The 17,072-nt window shown below is 57.7% G+C and carries 19 protein-coding genes; 4 read left to right on the top strand and 15 right to left on the bottom strand.

What is annotated here, in order from left to right; all coding sequences use genetic code 11:
- Positions 1-20: 20 nt before the first annotated feature.
- Entirely contained in the window at positions 21-938 is a 918-nt protein-coding gene (locus DXY38_RS00750; protein ID WP_115070055.1) for a 3'(2'),5'-bisphosphate nucleotidase CysQ, read from the top strand.
- A gap of 17 nt (positions 939-955) precedes the next feature.
- On the opposite strand, the gene DXY38_RS00745 is transcribed toward DXY38_RS00750, so the two are convergent.
- From DXY38_RS00745 to sppA, 14 genes are all read right to left on the bottom strand, one after another.
- Positions 956-3,121, bottom strand: a complete 2,166-nt coding sequence (locus tag DXY38_RS00745) for a polyribonucleotide nucleotidyltransferase (RefSeq protein WP_115070054.1) — start codon at positions 3,119-3,121, stop codon at positions 956-958.
- A gap of 174 nt (positions 3,122-3,295) precedes the next feature.
- Positions 3,296-3,598 carry a 30S ribosomal protein S14 gene (gene rpsN / locus DXY38_RS00740; protein ID WP_038013462.1) on the bottom strand — a complete coding sequence of 101 codons (303 nt, stop codon included), beginning with the start codon at positions 3,596-3,598 and terminating at the stop codon, positions 3,296-3,298.
- Positions 3,599-3,642: 44 nt separating this feature from the next.
- Positions 3,643-4,725, bottom strand: a complete 1,083-nt coding sequence (gene rseP, locus DXY38_RS00735; protein ID WP_115070053.1) for an RIP metalloprotease RseP — start codon at positions 4,723-4,725, stop codon at positions 3,643-3,645.
- 19 nt (positions 4,726-4,744) lie between these two features.
- Positions 4,745-6,022, bottom strand: coding sequence for a serine--tRNA ligase (gene serS / locus DXY38_RS00730; protein ID WP_115070052.1), 1,278 nt, complete (start codon positions 6,020-6,022; stop codon positions 4,745-4,747).
- Positions 6,023-6,086: 64 nt separating this feature from the next.
- Positions 6,087-6,248 (bottom strand): hypothetical protein, encoded by a 162-nt coding sequence (locus DXY38_RS13430; RefSeq protein WP_006853473.1) that lies wholly within the window; start codon positions 6,246-6,248, stop codon positions 6,087-6,089.
- 71 nt (positions 6,249-6,319) lie between these two features.
- Positions 6,320-7,819, bottom strand: a complete 1,500-nt coding sequence (locus DXY38_RS00725) for an AAA family ATPase (RefSeq protein ID WP_115070051.1) — start codon at positions 7,817-7,819, stop codon at positions 6,320-6,322.
- Positions 7,812-8,363, bottom strand: a complete 552-nt coding sequence (locus tag DXY38_RS00720) for a DUF177 domain-containing protein (protein ID WP_115070050.1) — start codon at positions 8,361-8,363, stop codon at positions 7,812-7,814. Before DXY38_RS00720 ends, DXY38_RS00725 begins: the two co-directional genes overlap by 8 nt.
- Positions 8,360-9,508 (bottom strand): membrane protein insertase YidC, encoded by a 1,149-nt coding sequence (gene yidC / locus DXY38_RS00715; protein ID WP_006853476.1) that lies wholly within the window; start codon positions 9,506-9,508, stop codon positions 8,360-8,362. The genes DXY38_RS00720 and yidC overlap by 4 nt, the downstream gene beginning before the upstream one ends.
- A gap of 90 nt (positions 9,509-9,598) precedes the next feature.
- Positions 9,599-10,015 (bottom strand): PH domain-containing protein, encoded by a 417-nt coding sequence (locus DXY38_RS00710; RefSeq protein ID WP_115070049.1) that lies wholly within the window; start codon positions 10,013-10,015, stop codon positions 9,599-9,601.
- Between the two features lie 2 nt (positions 10,016-10,017).
- Positions 10,018-10,407: a ribonuclease P protein component gene (gene rnpA, locus DXY38_RS00705; protein WP_115070048.1), complete on the bottom strand. Its 390-nt coding sequence runs from the start codon at positions 10,405-10,407 to the stop codon at positions 10,018-10,020.
- A 52-nt stretch (positions 10,408-10,459) separates the two neighbouring features.
- The gene (rpmH, locus tag DXY38_RS00700; RefSeq protein WP_011620012.1) at positions 10,460-10,597 is read right to left on the bottom strand and encodes a 50S ribosomal protein L34; all 138 of its coding nucleotides are present in this window, start codon (positions 10,595-10,597) and stop codon (positions 10,460-10,462) included.
- A gap of 54 nt (positions 10,598-10,651) precedes the next feature.
- A complete protein-coding gene (locus tag DXY38_RS00695; RefSeq protein ID WP_115070047.1) occupies positions 10,652-11,242 on the bottom strand; it encodes a DUF2808 domain-containing protein in 591 nt (196 codons plus the stop codon).
- 99 nt (positions 11,243-11,341) lie between these two features.
- On the bottom strand, positions 11,342-11,728 hold the full coding sequence (aroH, locus tag DXY38_RS00690) for a chorismate mutase (protein ID WP_006853480.1): 387 nt from the start codon (positions 11,726-11,728) through the stop codon (positions 11,342-11,344).
- The gene (gene sppA, locus DXY38_RS00685) at positions 11,725-12,537 is read right to left on the bottom strand and encodes a signal peptide peptidase SppA (protein ID WP_115070046.1); all 813 of its coding nucleotides are present in this window, start codon (positions 12,535-12,537) and stop codon (positions 11,725-11,727) included. Before sppA ends, aroH begins: the two co-directional genes overlap by 4 nt.
- A 54-nt stretch (positions 12,538-12,591) precedes the next feature.
- On the opposite strand from sppA, the gene DXY38_RS00680 reads away from it, so the two are divergent.
- Genes DXY38_RS00680 through DXY38_RS00670 form a run of 3 tightly spaced genes read left to right on the top strand, consistent with a single transcriptional unit; the run spans position 12,592 to position 16,507 of the window.
- A complete protein-coding gene (locus DXY38_RS00680; protein WP_115070045.1) occupies positions 12,592-13,554 on the top strand; it encodes a DMT family transporter in 963 nt (320 codons plus the stop codon).
- Positions 13,551-14,663, top strand: a complete 1,113-nt coding sequence (locus tag DXY38_RS00675; protein ID WP_115070044.1) for a glycosyltransferase — start codon at positions 13,551-13,553, stop codon at positions 14,661-14,663. Before DXY38_RS00680 ends, DXY38_RS00675 begins: the two co-directional genes overlap by 4 nt.
- Complete coding sequence (locus DXY38_RS00670; RefSeq protein WP_115070043.1) at positions 14,654-16,507, top strand: glycosyltransferase family 39 protein; 1,854 nt, start codon at positions 14,654-14,656, stop codon at positions 16,505-16,507. The genes DXY38_RS00675 and DXY38_RS00670 overlap by 10 nt, the downstream gene beginning before the upstream one ends.
- Here the strand turns inward: DXY38_RS00670 and DXY38_RS00665 are convergent.
- Positions 16,501-17,037 (bottom strand): DUF721 domain-containing protein, encoded by a 537-nt coding sequence (locus DXY38_RS00665; RefSeq protein WP_006853485.1) that lies wholly within the window; start codon positions 17,035-17,037, stop codon positions 16,501-16,503. The two genes, DXY38_RS00670 and DXY38_RS00665, sit on opposite strands and share 7 nt — an antisense overlap.
- Between the last annotated feature and the right edge of the window lie 35 nt (positions 17,038-17,072).

Genomic DNA, 17,072 nt, shown 5'->3' with positions numbered 1-17,072 from the left:
GGCTCCGCCCAGATCAAACCATGATGCCGAGCTCGCCGACCCTTCTTGCCGGTATCAACCTGGAAGATGTTTTAAAGGTTCTTCGCCCCCTCAGCTGGGGGGCTGCCGACATCCTGCGCGCCTATGCCCGTGGAGAACAACCACCCCACGGTTTTTCGAAAGCCCTGAGCGTTGACAACGGCGGAGAAGGTCCCGTGTCCGCCGCTGATCTTGCCGTCAATCAATGGCTCCTGGATGGCTTAAAACAATCCTTCCCCAGCGCCGCTTGGACCCTTCTCAGTGAGGAAACAGCCAAAGAACAACTGACGGAGGGGCAACCCTTGGCGGCGGATTGGCTATGGATTTTGGACCCACTCGATGGGACCAAGGATTTCCTCCAAGGCACAGGGGAATACGCCGTGCATCTGGCCTTGGTGCATCAGCAGCGGCCAGTGCTTGGGGTGGTGCTGCTTCCAGAGGCGGAAGAGCTTTGGATTGGTGTCGTGGGTGAGGGGACATGGTGCGAAAACCGCTCCGGAGAACGATCGCCGGTTCGTTTCAGTGAGCGAAAAGTCACCCATGAGCTCATCTTGGTGGCAAGCCGCAGTCACAGAGATCAGCGACTTGAGCAGTTGATTACCGCCCTGGAACTTGGCGACTCCAAGGCCGTGGGCAGTGTTGGCTGCAAAGTGGCCACCATCCTTCGCGGCGAAACCGATTTATACATTTCCCTCTCTGGGAAAAGTGCACCGAAAGATTGGGATATGGCCGCTCCAGAAGCCGTGCTACTCGCAGCTGGAGGTGTCTTCACCCATGCAGACGGCAGAGAGCTCACCTACAACACCGGCGATGTTCGCCAGGCAGGCTGTTTGATCGCTAGCCATGGAAAAGCCCATGCCACTTTGTGTAAGAAAGGGGCACAGGCCATGGAAGTAATTGATCCCGGTTTTCAGGTCTGAGCCTGGGCGGGCGCCTCTCAGGAGAGGGGCGCTACGGGTGTCGGAGCGGGTTGTGAGTCAGGAGACTCGCCGTTCTGAGGAACGCCACGCAGGGTGAGATTGATACGGCCGCGATTGTCAATTTCACGCACGCGCACCGTGACTTCATCTCCCACCTTCACCACATCTTCAACCTTTTCGACCCGTGCCTCAGAAAGCTGTGAGATGTGAATCATGCCTTCTTTGCCGGGAAGAATTTCCACAAAAGCTCCGATCGGAATGATGCGGGTAATGGAGCCCGTGAACACTTCGCCCTCATTCACCTTGCGGGTGAGGCCTTCAATGATCTTCTGAGCTTCCTCTGCCGCAGCACCGTCATGGGAGGCAATGGTGACAATGCCACTGTCCTCAATGTCGATCTTGGTGTTGGTTCGCTCCGTGATGTTCTTGATGGTGCGACCACCAGGGCCGATCACAGTACCGATCAACTCAGGATCAATGCGGAAACTCAGCAAACGAGGGGCGTGAGGAGAGAGACCCTCCCGTGGGCTTTCAATCGCCTCCATCATCTTTTCGAGGATGTGAAGACGTGCAGGGCGAGCCTGATTCACCGCATCAGCCACGGTGCTCACAGGGAGACCCGTGATCTTCATATCCATCTGCAGAGCAGTAATCCCCTTATCAGTACCCGCCACTTTGAAGTCCATGTCGCCAAGGAAGTCTTCAATGCCTTGGATATCAGTGAGGATTTTGACCTCATCACCCTCCTTAATCAGGCCCATGGCCGCACCACTCACAGGAGCCTTGAGAGGAACGCCGGCATCCATCAGAGCCAATGTGCTTCCACAGACGGAACCCATCGAAGTGGAGCCGTTGGAGCTCAACACTTCGCTAACAACACGCACCACGTAGGGGAAGGTGTCTTTCGCAGGAAGGACGGGCACGATGGCGCGCTCGGCCAAGGCACCGTGACCAATCTCGCGGCGTCCAGGAGAGCGCATGGGACGGGTCTCACCGACGGAGTAAGCCGGGAAGTTGTAGTGGTGAAGGTAGGTTTTTTCGTTGCTTGGATTGAGATCATCCATCTCCTGGGCATCACTTGGGGTGCCGAGGGTTGCGGTCGACAGCACCTGGGTGAGACCGCGCTGAAATAAACCGGAGCCATGCACGCGCTTCGGAAGCACTCCCGCAGCGGCGCTGATCGGACGCACCTGATCAAGGTTGCGACCATCCACCCGTTTGCCGTCCTTAAGGATCTGCTGGCGCATCAAGGTTTTGGTGAGCGCTTTGAAACTGTTCGGTAGGGCCTTGCCGTTGGCACTCACCGCGACGCGGACGGGATCAGAGTCCTTGAGACCCTGAATCGTTTCCGCCGTTGTGCTGCGAATGGCATCCAGCTTTTCGTCACGCTCAGCCTTGGTCTGCTCAAACTGGCCGAGCACCTCACCAATCGCCTTGCTGCAAGCTTTCTCTAAATAGACCGGCAGCGTTTTGTCTTGCTCAGGAGCCTCTGGAATCACTTGCTCGATCCCAGCCTCTTTCAGGATGGATTGCTGAGCTTTGATCAACTCAGAGACGGCTTCATAACCAAAGTCGATCGCTTCAATCACATCTCCCTCAGGGAGCTGATTCGCGCCGGCTTCCACCATCACCACACCTTGAGGAGTGCCAGCGACAACGAGGTCTAGATCGCCACGCTCAATCTCCCGATAGCTGGGATTAAGGACAAAATCATCACCGAGCAGAGCGACGCGAACAGCGGCCATCGGCCCATAGAAGGGAATCTTTGCCAGCAGGGTGGCCATGGAGGCACCCGTCACGGCGAGGACATCAGCTGGAACCCGTTCATCCAGAGACATGCAGGTTGCAACGATCTGCAAATCGTCCCGCAGCCAACTTGGAAACAACGGACGCATCGGCCGATCGATGAGTCGGCAAATCAGCGTGGCTCGCTCAGGGGGGCGACTCTCACGCCGCATAAAACTTCCAGGAATCCTGCCTGCTGCGTAGAGACGCTCTTCGTAATCACAGATCAGCGGAAGAAAATCAATTCCGTCTCGACCTGTGGAGCGTGTAGCCGTGACCAATACGGAGGTATCCCCGCACTCAATCATCACCGAGCCGCCGGCTTGAGGGGCATACCGCCCAGTGGTCAGCCGTATCTCCCGACCGTCAAAGGAGATCGACTGCGTCTGACCTTGCACGTTGGTTTATGTCTTTCTGTCAATTCTGATTCTTACATTTGGGCGGAACCCATTGCTGGGGTTACCCGGTTAGATCCACAAAATCCAACAGATCCGTCGCCATAAAAAAGCTCAAAAAAAAAGAGGTGATGACTCACCTCTTCGTCGAATCGATTGGAAGAGAGTGAACTCCAATCACCAGCTGGACTTCACAACACCGGGAAGTTCACCCTTGTGTGCACGCTCACGGAGCTGGTTACGACACAGGCCAAAATCGCGATACACGCCACGGGGCTTGCCAGTTGCCCAGCAGCGATTGCGCACACGGTTGGGGGCGCTGTTACGAGGTAACCCTTGAATCTTGCGATGGATCTCAAGACGCTCCATAGGATCCTTAGCCGCATGAAACGCAGCCATCAGGGCTGCGCGCCTTTCCGAAAAGCGCTCAACTATCTTTTTCCGCTTCACATCGCGGGCAATCATCGACTTCTTGGCCATGCAGCGAGTTCAGATCGGACGTCTTGATCCCTCACTCTATCTGTTCATTGACCAAGCAAGCGCTGAACAACCGTGAGTTGACTGGTATCGCGCACGATCAGAAGCACACTCAGGCCAACCACGAGCAAAAAACTGGATTGCATCACAATCAGCTGAAAGCGCTCTGGGATCGGCCGTCCGCGCACTCCCTCCAAAAGGATGAACACCAACTGCCCTCCATCAAGAAGGGGCAATGGGAGGGCATTGAGCACCGCGAGGTTGATCGAAATCAACGCCATGAACAGGGCGAGGCCACTTCCGCCCTGACTGGAGAGTTGGGCGCCCATCTCCACGATCTTGACCGGCCCACTCACCTGCTGAGCTGTCGTTCCAAAATCAGTGAACAAGGCTCCATATCCGGACACCGTGCGTTGCAACAGTCCAGAGAACTGCTCTGATCCACTTGCGATCGCTTCACCCAAGCCATGGACAGCGCGCGTGGATCCACTGAAGTTGGCCTGGAGCTGGGCACCGATGCGTCCTTGGCCTTGATGGTCCTCCGGAGTGAGCGCAATCACTCGAAGCGATCCATTTCGCTGCACCTCAAGGGAAAGAGCTCGAGAGGGGTTATCGCGAACGGGCGTCACGGCGTCTTTCACGGCCTTCTCGCCACGACCCAGGGACAATCCCTCGATGCTCAAAATTTGATCACCGGGTTGCAAGCCTGCTTTCTCAGCGGGTTCACCCGGCTGAACAGCCATCACCATCACCCCAGGGTCAGGATCGCCTGGCACTCCTACCAGAGCGGTATGGCCGACGAGAACCAGCCAAGCCAGCAACAAATTGGCCAGCACCCCTGCACTAATGACCAGGGCTCTCTGTGGGATCGGGCGGTTGCGAAGAAGGTCAGGGTCATCCGCAGGAATGGGACTGTCTTCCTCGTCGTCGGGGAAGGACACGAAGCCACCAAGAGGAAGGGCGCGCAAGGCATAGGTAACACCTCCACGCTCGAGTTTCCATAAGGCAGGTCCAAATCCAATCGAAAATCCATTCACGCGGATGCCCTGAAATCTGGCCGCAAGAAAGTGACCAGCCTCATGGATCACGATCAGCAGCCCCAGAACCAACAGTGCTGCCAGAACGTTCATATCGGATCCATTAATCGATTCATTCTGGCTGGAGACGATCGCAACCGAAGTACGGAACCAAAGCCTGGGGAAGCTTCACGCTCCCGTCTGGCTGTTGCCCGTTCTCAAGCAGAGCCGCCATGGTGCGGCCAATCGCAAGGCCACTGCCATTGAGCGTGTGAACCAACCGTGTGGTCTTGCCATCTTTCGTGCGGATGGAGGAACGACGAGCCTGGAAATCGGAACAGACACTGCAGCTGGAGATTTCCCGAAACGCACCTGCACCTGCCAACCAAACTTCGAGGTCATAGGTGCGGGCGGCGGAGAAACCCAGATCCCCCGTACAGAGCTCAAGCACGCGATAGGGCAGCTCCAGAGCCTGAAGCACGGCTTCGGCGTCGGCGGTGATTTGGGCGTGCGCTTCTTCAGAGCGCTCGGGATGAACGAACCAATACAGCTCAACTTTGTTGAACTGATGCAAGCGAATCAGCCCCCGCGTATCCCGTCCATAGCTACCGGCTTCCCTGCGAAAGCAGGGGCTATAGGCCACGTAGCGCAGGGGCAATTGATCCGAAGGAATGATTTCGTCGCGATGCAGCGAGGTGAGCGGAACCTCTGCGGTGGGTGTCAACCAGAGGTCATCCTCCGCGCAACGGAAGCTTTCTTCAGCAAATTTGGGCAGTTGACCTGATCCCATCAGGCTGGCGCTGTTGACCAAAACCGGAGGAAGCACTTCGCGGTAGCCCTTCCCCGTGTGCAGGTCCAGCATGAAGTTGATGAGCGCTCGCTCCAGCCGAGCGCCTTGCCCAAACAAGGTCACAAAGCGACTTTGGGCAATTCGGACAGACCGCTCCGTATCGAGCAAAGACAGCTGGTCGGCGATTTGCCAATGCTCAATCAGTCCGTCTTCAACCCGGGGATCACCCCAGCGACGAACCTCTTTGTTGTCGTCTTCGCTGCGACCGTCTGGACACGCCTCTGACGGCAGATTCGGGTAGCTAAGGAGTTCCTCACGCAACCGTGCCGTGAGTTGCTTCTCCTCATCCTCGATCACGGCAACCTTCTGCTTGATTTGGTTGCCTTGCAGGCGAAGTTCAGCAACTTCAGTCCCTTTTGGATCGGCCCCGGCTTGAAGGCGCTGACCAACCTGTTTGCCAATGCGGTTGCCCTCGGCTTGAAGGCTGCTGCGACGCTCCTCGAGATCGCGTTGCTGCTGTGCAATCAGCTGAAGACCTGTGAGATCAACATCCATCCCCCTCCGTCCCAACTCACGGGAAATCAGTTCGGGGTTGTCACGCACCAGGCGCTGGTCAAGCACGGAAGTTCTGAAGAGGGCAGGCTGAAAAGCCTACGTCTCGGTTCAGATCAAATGATCAACGTTCCTAGAGAACCTGTCCAACCATCACCGCGGCAACAGCCGAGAACAAGGTGATGCCGAGGGCTGTAATCGGATTCTGCCCCTGAGCGACCGCAACGGTTGTAATCACACCGGCACCAAGACAGGCAGCAGCGAGTTGGGTGGTGAGATCCGAAAAACGATTCACGGACAAAGGGGCGCTATTGACGAAACATACGGAGGTCGCCAAACCTTGTCTGGGCCCATGCCCCTGGTTCGTTACGCCCTGTCAGGGTTCGTTACCAGTCGCAATGAAGCTGGACGCGCCCGGCCGCTACTCGCCCATTGCTTCAGACCTTCCAATTGTTCTTTGGCGGTACGCGACAGAGGAACCAGTTGAGCCGCAGCTTGAATCAAATCGGACTCCGCCAATTCACGGCCTTCCGCAAAGGCCAGGTGCATGGCTTCAATCACCGTTTGCTCGAGCTCTGCTCCGGAGTACCCCTCCGTCCGGTCGACGACGGTTTCAACGGGAAGGCGCAGCCCTGGCCGTCTGCGACCGATGTGCAATTCCATGATGCTCTGACGTTCAGAGCGAGCGGGCATATCGAGGAGAAAAATCTCATCGAAGCGGCCCTTTCTGAGCAGTTCAGCGGGCAGCCGATCCACTCCATTGGCGGTGGCCACCACAAACACTGGAGATGTTTTCTCCGCCATCCAGGTCAGAACGGTGGCCAAGACCCGCTGACTGGTTCCGCCATCGCTGCGGCCGTCACTGCCAAATCCTTTGTCGATTTCATCAATCCAAAGCACACAGGGAGCCATCGCTTCAGCCCTTTGAATCATTTCGCGCGTGCGTGCTTCGCTCGCGCCAACGAGTCCGGCAAAAAGCCGACCCACATCCAAACGCAGGAGGGGCATGGACCAGCTGTGGGCGATCACTCGCGCCGTAAGCGACTTACCTGTTCCCTGCGGCCCTACCAAGAGCACACCCCGAGGGAGGGGCAAGCCAAAGCGCCTGGCCTCATCACTGAAGGCACGGTGGCGCTGCTCGAGCCACTGCTTGAGAGCTTCCAGCCCACCAATATCGGAGGGGGTGGCGTCGGTAGGACAGAACTCCAGCACTTCGCTACGCGCCAGGGCGAGACGCTTCTCCTCCAGCACATCAGCAAGGTCCTGGCGGCCGAGCTCGCCGCGCTGAGCCAACGCCTTCGCCGCCACGTGACGCACCCGTGATTCACTCAATCCACAGCAGGCATGGGTGAGCTCCTCAAGCACCTCGCTATTGAGGGGCGATCCTGTTGCCTTCGAAATATTGCCAAGCAGGGTCATCAACTCCTGTTCTTGGGGAAGGGGCAGGTCGAGCAGGGTGAGGGCTTCTTCTAAATCTGGGGGCGGCGTCCAGCTGCCACAACCGAGCACAAGGGTATGAGGGCGTCCACGCAACAAACTCGTGAGATTGCGCAGCATGCGGGCGATCCCCGGGTCATCGCAAAAGCGATGCACATCCTTGAGCAGAAACAGCGTGGGACTGTTGCCATCGAGATCCTGCAACCACTGCAGAACAACCATCGGCTGACGAGCTCCGAGTCCCTCGCTGCCAAGGACACCTGAAAGGCCACTCACAAAGTCCCATGACGCCAGTCGCCGGCCTGGCAAGCGTTCGGCCGCTTGACTCAAAAGAGATTCAACGCGCTCCTCCTCGTGGCTGCGAATCCAGATCAGAGGAGTGCCGGCGCGAATGAGCAGATCGAGTTCTTGGGCCCACTGTTCAGTCACGGGATACCTCCGACTCCTCGCCGACGTCAGCGCGCAGGTTCAACAGTGCCTGCCAGCGCGGATCGGCCGCGGCCGACAGCGAAGCAGGGGGCTCTTGGTTGGCCGCTTGAGGCATGCCTGAACAGTCATCACCGCAAAAATTGACGGCTGGAATTTGAAGACTCAATTGCTCGAACACCCATCGCTCTGGTTCAAAGCTGCCCCTTGGATCAAGGCTTTCGACAAGTCCATCCACTGAAGACGCATCGAGGCCCTGCTCAGCCATCGCCTCTGCAGCTTCAGGATCGCCAAGCCAGATCAGCTCATTCACCTGCGTGGACAACTTGCGGTTGAACTGCTTCAGACAGCGATCGCAACAAAGGCAAACGATGGTCTGAGCCGAACCGGAAACCTCGAGAATGTTGCCGCGGTGCTCGGCCTGCAGATTGCCGCGAACAGGGGTTAGGGAGGGAAGCTCATCCAGTTGGCCCTCGAATTCCCAATCACGAACAGACCCAAGAGCTTGCAGCTCGCGAAGGGGAACGGGCTCGAGCCCAGGAATCATTTGTTTCCGCCTTTGGGCTCGAAGGGCATCCGACCAGAGCTGGAGCCACCACCCGCAGAGGCCGCTGCAGGCTGGGAATTCTTCAGTCTTTGATCATCAAGGATCGACTGAAGGTTGTCAGGCAGAGCCTCACGCGTAAGCAGGAACGTTTGCAGGGCTTGGAAAATATTGGCGATCACCATGTAGAGCAAAACACCAGCAGGGAGTGGGAAGAACAGGAACATCCCCGTGATCATCACTGGAGTGATCTTGTTAGCCGTTGACTGCTGGGGGTTGGCGGGCATCCCCATGCCGGAGAGAAGCTGAGACGCAAACAGGCTGAGACCGAAGGCACCAATCAGGATGGCAATGTCCCAATTGATCGCCCCCTCGGTGTAAAAACCAACCTGACCGAGGGCCTTGATGAACAAGAAGCCGCTGCGGGCGGCCAAACCGGTGATTTTTCCTTCAACCGTTGCATCGCCGGTCGTGAGAGCCGTAATCGTTCCCGTCTCACTCACGCTGACAACGCCCTCTCCCTTGGTGACCGTCCAATTGGGAAGGAATCTTTGACCGTTATCAACACCCGAAATCACATCGCGGAAACTCTCTCCACTGCGCGTCTCGAGCTGAATCGTGGCGGAGTCTCCAGCCCCGATCTTGGTGCCGCCGGGAAGGCTCGCGATGATGGGGACGTGATTCGTTTCTGTAATGAAGATCGAATGGCTGGCGCTGGTGAAAGGCTTGGGCTCAACAGCGGCAATCTGATCGGCGGGAAGCACCTTGAGATTGAGGGTGTAAGGCACATCCGCGAAGGGTGATCCCCGCAACGTCGCAAACAGCGCAAACAAGATGGGCATCTGAACGAGCAGTGGCAAGCAGCCCGCCAGAGGACTGCCGAACTCCTTCATCAACTTTCCGAGTTCGGCTTGTTGCTTTTGGGGATCGCTTGCGTAGCGGGCCTTGATCTCAGCCTGACGCTTCTGCATCACAGGCTGGGCGATGCGCATGCGCCGGGCGCTACGAATCGAGCCTGCGCTGAGAGGAAACAAAGCCAGGCGAATCACCACCGTGAGGGCCACGATCGCCAAGCCATAGCTTGGAACCAATCCGTAGAAAAAATCCAGGATTGGCAGCAACAGATTGTCGGAGATGTACCCGATCACAATGGCGTTCCGAGTGATTGATGAATGTTGTTGCCAGTGTGCAACAGCACAAGGGCTTCTGTGGAAATTCGCTTGAGGCGAACACCTAACTCAGGCCGCGAAGCCCTTGTTGTCTTCCTCCTTCGCACTCGCATTGTCACGTCGGGCACGGATGCGCTCTTCGATGAAAGCCTCGAGCTCCCGGAACCGTGGGACGGAGCGCAGCTCCAGACGTGATCCGTCTGTCAAGACAAGAACCATGTCTCCCCAGGCGCCAAAGCCGCGGGACACGCTGCGGACTTCACGCACCTGACTGAAGACCACCTGACTGCGATCCCGTCCCATCCAGCCGCCAGTGACCGAAATTCGACGGGTGGTGATGTTGAAACGCAACCAAACCGCGCGAACAATCGCTCCAACCGCAAAGGGCAGACCGATCAGTGTCAGCCCAAGCAACAGATTAAAAATCAAATCGCCGCGAGCTGGACCCCCTTCGTAGAAGGTCTCTTCTTGGATGGACGTTGGCATGGCTAATACCCCGCTTGTTGGAGCAATCTGTCGCATTCTTCCAGGACGGGGGCATCTTTGGCCTCTGCGCCGGGTTTAAGACTGATCAAAACCCAGGTGTTGGCGTGCTGAAACGACTGCTCAAAATGTTCACGCAAGTGGTCATGCAGCAGGCGTCTGAGCCGATTGCGGACGACGGCCCGTTTGCTGACCTTGCTACTGACGACCACAGCGCATCGACACACCGCCGTTGCTCCCTTCTCCTCGACAGGGCGACACTCCCTACGCAGAAGCCTCGGCATCGCCGAGGCTTTACGCAGGGTCATCAACGAGCCGTGGAAGCGCTGACCCCTGCGATGCAGATGATCGAAACAGCGGTGACCGCGCAATCGCATGGACGTCGGAAGCACCATCGAATTCGTTCAAACGTCACCCCCTAAAGGGGTTAAGCGTTGCTGATCAAGCTCAAGCAGCCAAGCGTGAACGTCCACGCTTGCGACGGGTCCGAATCACGCGACGGCCAGTGTGAGAGCGCATGCGAACACGGAAACCGGAAACGCGTTTCCGCTTACGGCTGGTGCCACCAAAAGTTCGTTTGGTCATGGATTCACTCTGGCGCCCAGCCTTTCATCAGTAGAAGAGCTTATCAGCCAATGCTTAGTCGATACTGAAGTTCCAGCTCCCCAAATAGCCGGCCACAGGAACATCCCCAGGCGCCTGGGCCAGAGCATTGAGCTGAAACATTCCAGCTTTATTGGGATTAAAGATCGTCATGGACACGGCGTAGGTGTCTTCGGTTGGGATGGGAGTTTCGGGGAAAACCTCGATTGCAGTTTGGTTCTCGCTGACCTCGAAAACGGCTGGAATGATCTCTTCGCAACGGCTTCTGCTGAGCATGCCGCCCTTCTTCATCTTGCAGAGCTTCAACTTGTTGGGGCGGATCTTTGCGTTGAAGTAATCAGGAATGGTGATGGTGAGCTTCAGGATCGCGGTTTTGCGATCTTTCGGCCGAAGCATCAAGTAGTAATCCGAGCGCTCGCGCGTGCGGGTGCTGGTTTGGACGTAGTACAACTTGCGATAGTTGTTATCGCTTTCCCAGCGAAACTCCATCAAGGAAGGAGTGTTCTGAGCTTGAACAGCAACGGGTTGGAGCATCTCGACCACAGAAGCGGAAGCAACAACTCCGCAACCGATGACCCCCGCAATCACAGCGAGGCGGCGGGTCTGGGTCGTGGGCAGAAGGTCCATTCGTTCACCTGGTGAAAACAACCACCGCAATGGTTAGGTCCCATGATTGTCCTAAGGACAGGCAGCGGCAAGGGGTCCGAAGGGCCGGCGCGGCATCTGTCAGTTGTGACTGGATCTATCTGGCCTGAGGCGGCTGGCTTCCCCTAGGTAGGCGTGGCGAAGCTCCTGATCTTCTGGCATCCAGGTGTGGGCCAAAAGACGAATGCACCTGGCCAGGTCCCCCTCAACAGCCATCTGTTGACAGTCGATCAGTGCCACCCCATCCCAACCTTCACGACGACGTGCGATGGCCGCTGGGAAACAGGCATCCAGATCGGTTGTCACCGAAAACGTGATCGAAACGATGCATTCCGGCTTCAGAGCGTTGTGTTCCACCAGGGCATCCATCAGTTCAGAGACCGCCTGCTCGATCGCAACAACTGTGTTGGCACTGCAGGTGGTCGCACCTCGCAGACCACGCAATGCCAAGCCGCTCCCCAAGGTCATGGCCGAAACAACCACAAAGGTTGACCGCTGAGCTCCATTTCAACCGTAACGAGCTCCTGTATGCGTACAAGCAAATGGGACCCTGACAACCCTTGCAACAAGGGCTTGCGAGGTTTTCCAAGGGTCACCACGCGGCAGCGCTCTTCATCCAGATCAGCCAACTGTGCCGCAAGCACTCTTGCGCGCTCTTCGTCCCCCAATTCATCCACAAGCCCAAGATCTTTGGCCTGCGCACCGCTGAACACCCGACCGTCAGCAAACTCGCGGACTCGGCTTGGATCCAGCTTTCGTCCTTCGGCGACGGCCGCCACAAATTGCTCGTAGCTGCTGTCAATCAAGGCTTGCAGCAGCTCACGTTCTTCTGGTCCAAGGGCACGATCCGGAGAAAGGATGTCTTTGAAAGCACCGCTCTTCACCGTTTCAAATTTGACACCAACACGATCCAGCAATTTGGACAGGTTGTTGCCGCGAAGAATCACACCGATAGAACCGGTGATCGTGCCTGGATTGGACACGATCGTTTCTGCAGCAACACCCACATAAACCCCACCAGAAGCAGAGATATTTCCGAAGCTGGCAACAACGTGACAGCCTTTTTCCCGCAGCCTGAGCAAGGCAGCATGAATCTCCTGACTGTCGCCAACAGTCCCTCCAGGACTATCAATCCGCAGCAAGAGTGCAGGGAATTCCCGCTCCTGAACCTCCTTCAGAGCTTTAAGGACGCGACGGCGCGTGGAGCCAGTGATCGCCCCCTCAATGGCGATCCTCGCCATCGTTCGCCGGGACTTGCGGCGCCAGGGCCAGATCATGACGATCAATCAAACACGTTTAGATCTTAAAAAGGAGCCTGTTCGCAGCACCCCATGGGATCTCTCCGCCGAGGGCTGCTGATGGTCCTTCCGTTCGCCCTCTGGGGAACGGCCATGACAGCCATGGCTCCTCTGGTCAGCACGGGAGGGCCGATTCTGGTCTCCTGCTTGAGGCTGCTGCCGGCTGGAATCGTTGTGATCGCCTTTGTTCCGCTCCTCGGGCGTTCCTTAGCGATTGATCCTGGGGATCGGGGTTGGTTTCTCCTGTTCACCCTGGTTGATGCCCTGCTCTTTCAGATCTGTCTTGCCCGCGGACTCGAAGGCACGGGCGCTGGCCTCGGTTCCGTGCTGATTGATTCACAGCCCTTGATGGTTGCCCTGCTTGCCCGCTGGCTCTTTGCCGAAACGATCAATCCCATCGGTTGGATGGGATTGGTTCTCGGCCTGATGGGAATTGTCTGTCTAGGTGTCCCCCAACCGCTTCTGCAGCACTGGTGGCTCTTGGGTGAGGGGGTGTCCTTTCAATCCGGTTGGCAGGCTGGAACTGGTTGGATGTTGGCGGCTGCCATTGCGATGGCTGTCGGCACTGTTCTGAGTCGATTCGCCTGCCGAAACAGTGATCCTGTAGCCGTTACGGGATGGCACATGCTCCTGGGGGGACTCCCCTTGCTGGTTTGGCATGGCCTCGACGGAGCGTTCCCCTTGATTCCTTCTTGGTCCGCGTTGGCTTGGACGCAGATGGCCTATGCATCGCTGATGGGGAGTGCCGTGGCCTACGCACTCTTTTTCTGGTTTGCCAATCGTGAGGACCTCACAGGGTTCACCACACTGGGATTTCTTACACCCGTGTTTGCGCTGGCGTCTGGGGGGCTGCTGTTGCAAGAACGACTCAACACCCTGCAATGGTTAGCTGTGGTTTTGGTCCTGATTTCCGTCGTGCTGGTGAGCCAACGCAAACGACTCTGGGAGCCGGTTGCTCTCGTGAATGACCCCCAGCAAAGCGATCTCGGCGCATGAGCACCCCTCCCCTTGATTTAGTTCTTGTCAGCACACCCATCGGTCACTTGGGCAGTGGACGCGGTGGCGGTGTGGAACTGACGCTCACCTCGTTGTTGCGCGGTCTTGCCGCAAGGGGACATCGGATCACCCTGGTCGCCCCAGAGGGTTCGGTTGCCCCTGACGACTGCCCTGGACTCCTCCTGCACACCGCAGGGGGCAGCGACCAACCCAGCTGGCAACATGCCGAAAGAGCTTCTTCCGTTCAAATTCCATGCGATGGCGTGCTTCCCCATCTATGGGACCTGGCGTTGTCCTTAAGCGAAGACGCCGATGCGGTCATCAACTTCAGCTACGACTGGTTACCGCTCTGGCTCACTCCCCATGCGAAGTCCTCGTTATTTCATCTCGTGAGCATGGGTTCTGTCTCGCGGGCGATGGATGAGGTCATCTCTCAACTCGCCCGCTGGGACCAGAGGCGAATGTCCTTCCATACCCAGCGACAGGCGGGTGATTTTTCCCTGACCAGTCCACCCTCCATCGTGGGCAATGGCTTTGACCTCACCCGTTACCAATTGCAGTTGAACCTCGATGGCCCACTGGGTTGGGCCGGTCGCATCGCGCCTGAAAAAGGTCTCGAAGATGCCGCAGCCGTTGCCGCAGCTCTTGGAGAAACGCTTCTGGTGTGGGGCTTGGTCGAAGATGCTGGCTATGCGCAAGCGGTCGAAGCAGCCGTGCCTCCCGGAACCCTTGATTGGCGTGGTTTTCAGCCAACACACCGCCTTCAGCAGGAGCTTGGATGCTGCCGCGCTCTCCTGAATACGCCCAAGTGGAATGAGGCCTACGGCAACGTGGTGGTTGAGGCCATGGCCTGCGGAGTCCCTGTTGTGGCCTATGACCGCGGCGGTCCTGGCGAGCTGATTCAAGACGGCATCACGGGATGGCTGGTGCCACCGGATGATCTCGAGGCCCTCACAATGGCCTGCCGCAAGGTCGATCAAATCGATCGACAAGTTTGTCGCCGTTGGGTGGAGCAAAACGCCAGCCACACAGTGTTTGCGCAACGCGTAGAGGCTTGGATCAGGCAGGGCCTCTCTGCAGGAAATGGCACGATCGCCCCATGTCGATAATCAACGCCCCCACCGACGCACGGATCTCGCCACGACAGCGCAGCCGAGGGCTGCTGCTGATCTTGGCGCTTGGCCTTGCCTTGGGCTGTTGGCAACTGGGGGCCACCGGTCTTGTCGATGAGACCCCGCCGCTGTTTGCAGCCGCGGGTCGTGCCATGGCACGCACGGGTGACTGGTTAACGCCTCGGGTCAATGGATTACCCCGATTCGACAAACCGCCCCTGGTGTATTGGCTCATGGGTCTGGGGTACTCGCTCCCCGCCAATGAGCTCTGGGATCCACTCGGCACCTGGGCGGGAAGGCTTCCCTCTGCCCTCGCGAGTGTGGCCACCATGCTGATGCTTGGGGACACCTTGATGGTGCACCCAAGCGCAGAGGACAGCCATCCACGCCGCACTGCGGTTGCAGCAGCACTGGCCTTTGCGCTCTCTCCCTTGGTGCAGCTGTGGAGTCGTACCGCCGTCAGTGATGCCCTACTCAGCGGCACCCTCGCCCTCAGCCTTCTTTACCAGTGGCGTTGTTACGCCAGTGGCCACTCACGACGATGGTGGCTTGCCTGGGTTCTGCTCGCCACAGCCGTTCTCACAAAAGGGCCTGTCGCCGTCGTCCTCAGTGGCATGACCCTGACCCTTTTTGCGCTGATGCGCCGAGACCTCAAGGGCCTGTGGCGCTGCATCAAACCGATCCGCGGCCTCGCGATCACCGCGTTGATCAGCCTCCCTTGGTACGTCGCAGAACTGCTGGTCGAAGGCCAACCTTTTTGGGACAGTTTTTTTGGCTATCACAACCTGCAACGCTTCACGTCAGTCGTGAATAGCCACCTTCAACCCTGGTGGTTCTTTGGGGTGATTTTGGTTGTGGCATCCCTGCCCTTCACCCCCCTGTTGCTCCTTGGGCTGGCGCAAACTCTGCATCCTTCCAATCTCAAGCGGGCGTTTTCATCCAGCCAACCCACCACAACCCTGTCTCTCCAGAGTTTTGCAAGCTGCTGGCTTCTCTCCATCCTCCTGCTGTTCACCACAGCGGCAACGAAGCTTCCGAGCTACTGGTTACCGGCCACTCCGGCTGCTGCCATTCTCATCGCCCTCGCAGCAAGGTCCTCGGGACAACAAATCCGCCGCCCTTTGGATTGGGCCTGGGGCGCCACCATCTTGCTCACGTTTGTTTTCGCGGTGGGGTTCTGGAGTTCCTCGATCTGGGTTCCCCTCATCGATGATCCCGAGATGCCCACGCTGCCTGCCGAACTGCTCGCAAGCCGCTTGGTGCTCAGGGCAGCGGTGTGCTTTTCGGTCGCTGTCGTTTTAGGGCTCTGGATGATCAGGCAGAAGGCCTCCGGTCGCCTCCTTGCCGTCCAGGGACCGCTGGTGGTGTTCCAGCTCATTGCCCTCATCCCAATGATTGGCTTAGGCGATCGCGTGCGTCAGCTTCCAATCCGTGATGTAGCCGCAACTGTGTTGCACCATCAACGACCTGATGAACCCATAGCGATGGTTGGGGTGATGAAACCGTCTTTGCACTTCTACACAGATCAGGTTGTGGTTTACGAAGGAACATCTACAAACGCCTTCATCAACCTTGCAGATCGCTTCAGCAAGGAGAAAAGACAGGGATGGCAAGGGGTCCCAATCAGCAAGAAAGGAAGTTCGCCGTCGGCACTAATTGTTATCGATTCACAAACAATGAAAAAGAAACATTGGAGGGGCCTCAATCCAGAGCCCCTCGGACAATTTGGAATTTATCAAGTTCTTCGATTCGACAGGAGGACATTGGATAAAAGAGCTTTAAAGCTCCATGCCAAAGGGACTCATCCAACATGGGAACAGCCTCGTCCTGAACGTTACTGACCGCTTACGAGCGACTCTGACAACTTCAATCGTCGACAAAATCCGCAGTGACCCCAGAGCGCCATCTCTCCTGCAGGGGCTGGGCTTTGGCAGCAAGGGCATGAGTCCATTCCATGCACATCGATCCGACTTGGATGGCGAGCCCAAACACTCTCCTCGCTTTCTAAATCTGCCGCAGGAGAGGGGTGGTGTTGCTGGATCCTCAGATCACGCACGGCATGGCCCGCACTGCGCACGGCCGCCAAAAGTTGAGGCTTGCTGTACTGCAAAGCCTGCCGCCATTGCGGGTGACGAGCCCCCACCGTGAGAACCCCATGGCTCAAATTCAAAGGCCTGCAGTGATCGGCCAGGGGACGCCCCGCCAATTGGGGCCAGTCCTGCCAAAGCGCAGCCAGCGAACCCTCCCTTCTCCAAGTGCTGCGTAGGGAGTCGAGGCACTCCACAAGGGGCTGAACCGGCGGCGGTGGCGGCGGCACCAACACCTCTCCCCGACCAAATCGGCGCCGTTGGGATCGAGGTGCTCGTCCCATCACGTCATCCCAGGAAATTGGACCTTAGTGGGGGA

Source organism: Synechococcus sp. UW179B (genome assembly GCF_900474245.1).
Classification (GTDB): Bacteria; Cyanobacteriota; Cyanobacteriia; order PCC-6307; family Cyanobiaceae; genus Synechococcus_C.
The sequence above is the reverse complement of the archived record's forward strand: the minus strand, read 5'-3'. Positions and strand labels throughout refer to the sequence as shown.

Bases quoted from the DNA above. Each gene is read 5' to 3' on its own strand.
- DXY38_RS00680 (WP_115070045.1), top strand. From the start codon at position 12,592: ATGGGATCTCTCCGCCGAGGGCTGCTGATGGTCCTTCCGTTCGCCCTC.
- sppA (WP_115070046.1), bottom strand. From the start codon at position 12,537: ATGATCTGGCCCTGGCGCCGCAAGTCCCGGCGAACGATGGCGAGGATC.
- rseP (WP_115070053.1), bottom strand. From the start codon at position 4,725: ATGAACGTTCTGGCAGCACTGTTGGTTCTGGGGCTGCTGATCGTGATC.
- rnpA (WP_115070048.1), bottom strand. From the start codon at position 10,407: ATGGTGCTTCCGACGTCCATGCGATTGCGCGGTCACCGCTGTTTCGAT.
- DXY38_RS00675 (WP_115070044.1), top strand. From the start codon at position 13,551: ATGAGCACCCCTCCCCTTGATTTAGTTCTTGTCAGCACACCCATCGGT.
- DXY38_RS00665 (WP_006853485.1), bottom strand. From the start codon at position 17,037: ATGGGACGAGCACCTCGATCCCAACGGCGCCGATTTGGTCGGGGAGAG.
- DXY38_RS00710 (WP_115070049.1), bottom strand. From the start codon at position 10,015: ATGCCAACGTCCATCCAAGAAGAGACCTTCTACGAAGGGGGTCCAGCT.
- rpmH (WP_011620012.1), bottom strand. From the start codon at position 10,597: ATGACCAAACGAACTTTTGGTGGCACCAGCCGTAAGCGGAAACGCGTT.
- rpsN (WP_038013462.1), bottom strand. From the start codon at position 3,598: ATGGCCAAGAAGTCGATGATTGCCCGCGATGTGAAGCGGAAAAAGATA.
- DXY38_RS00695 (WP_115070047.1), bottom strand. From the start codon at position 11,242: ATGGACCTTCTGCCCACGACCCAGACCCGCCGCCTCGCTGTGATTGCG.
- DXY38_RS00750 (WP_115070055.1), top strand. From the start codon at position 21: ATGATGCCGAGCTCGCCGACCCTTCTTGCCGGTATCAACCTGGAAGAT.
- DXY38_RS00720 (WP_115070050.1), bottom strand. From the start codon at position 8,363: ATGATTCCTGGGCTCGAGCCCGTTCCCCTTCGCGAGCTGCAAGCTCTT.
- DXY38_RS00670 (WP_115070043.1), top strand. From the start codon at position 14,654: ATGTCGATAATCAACGCCCCCACCGACGCACGGATCTCGCCACGACAG.
- aroH (WP_006853480.1), bottom strand. From the start codon at position 11,728: ATGACCTTGGGGAGCGGCTTGGCATTGCGTGGTCTGCGAGGTGCGACC.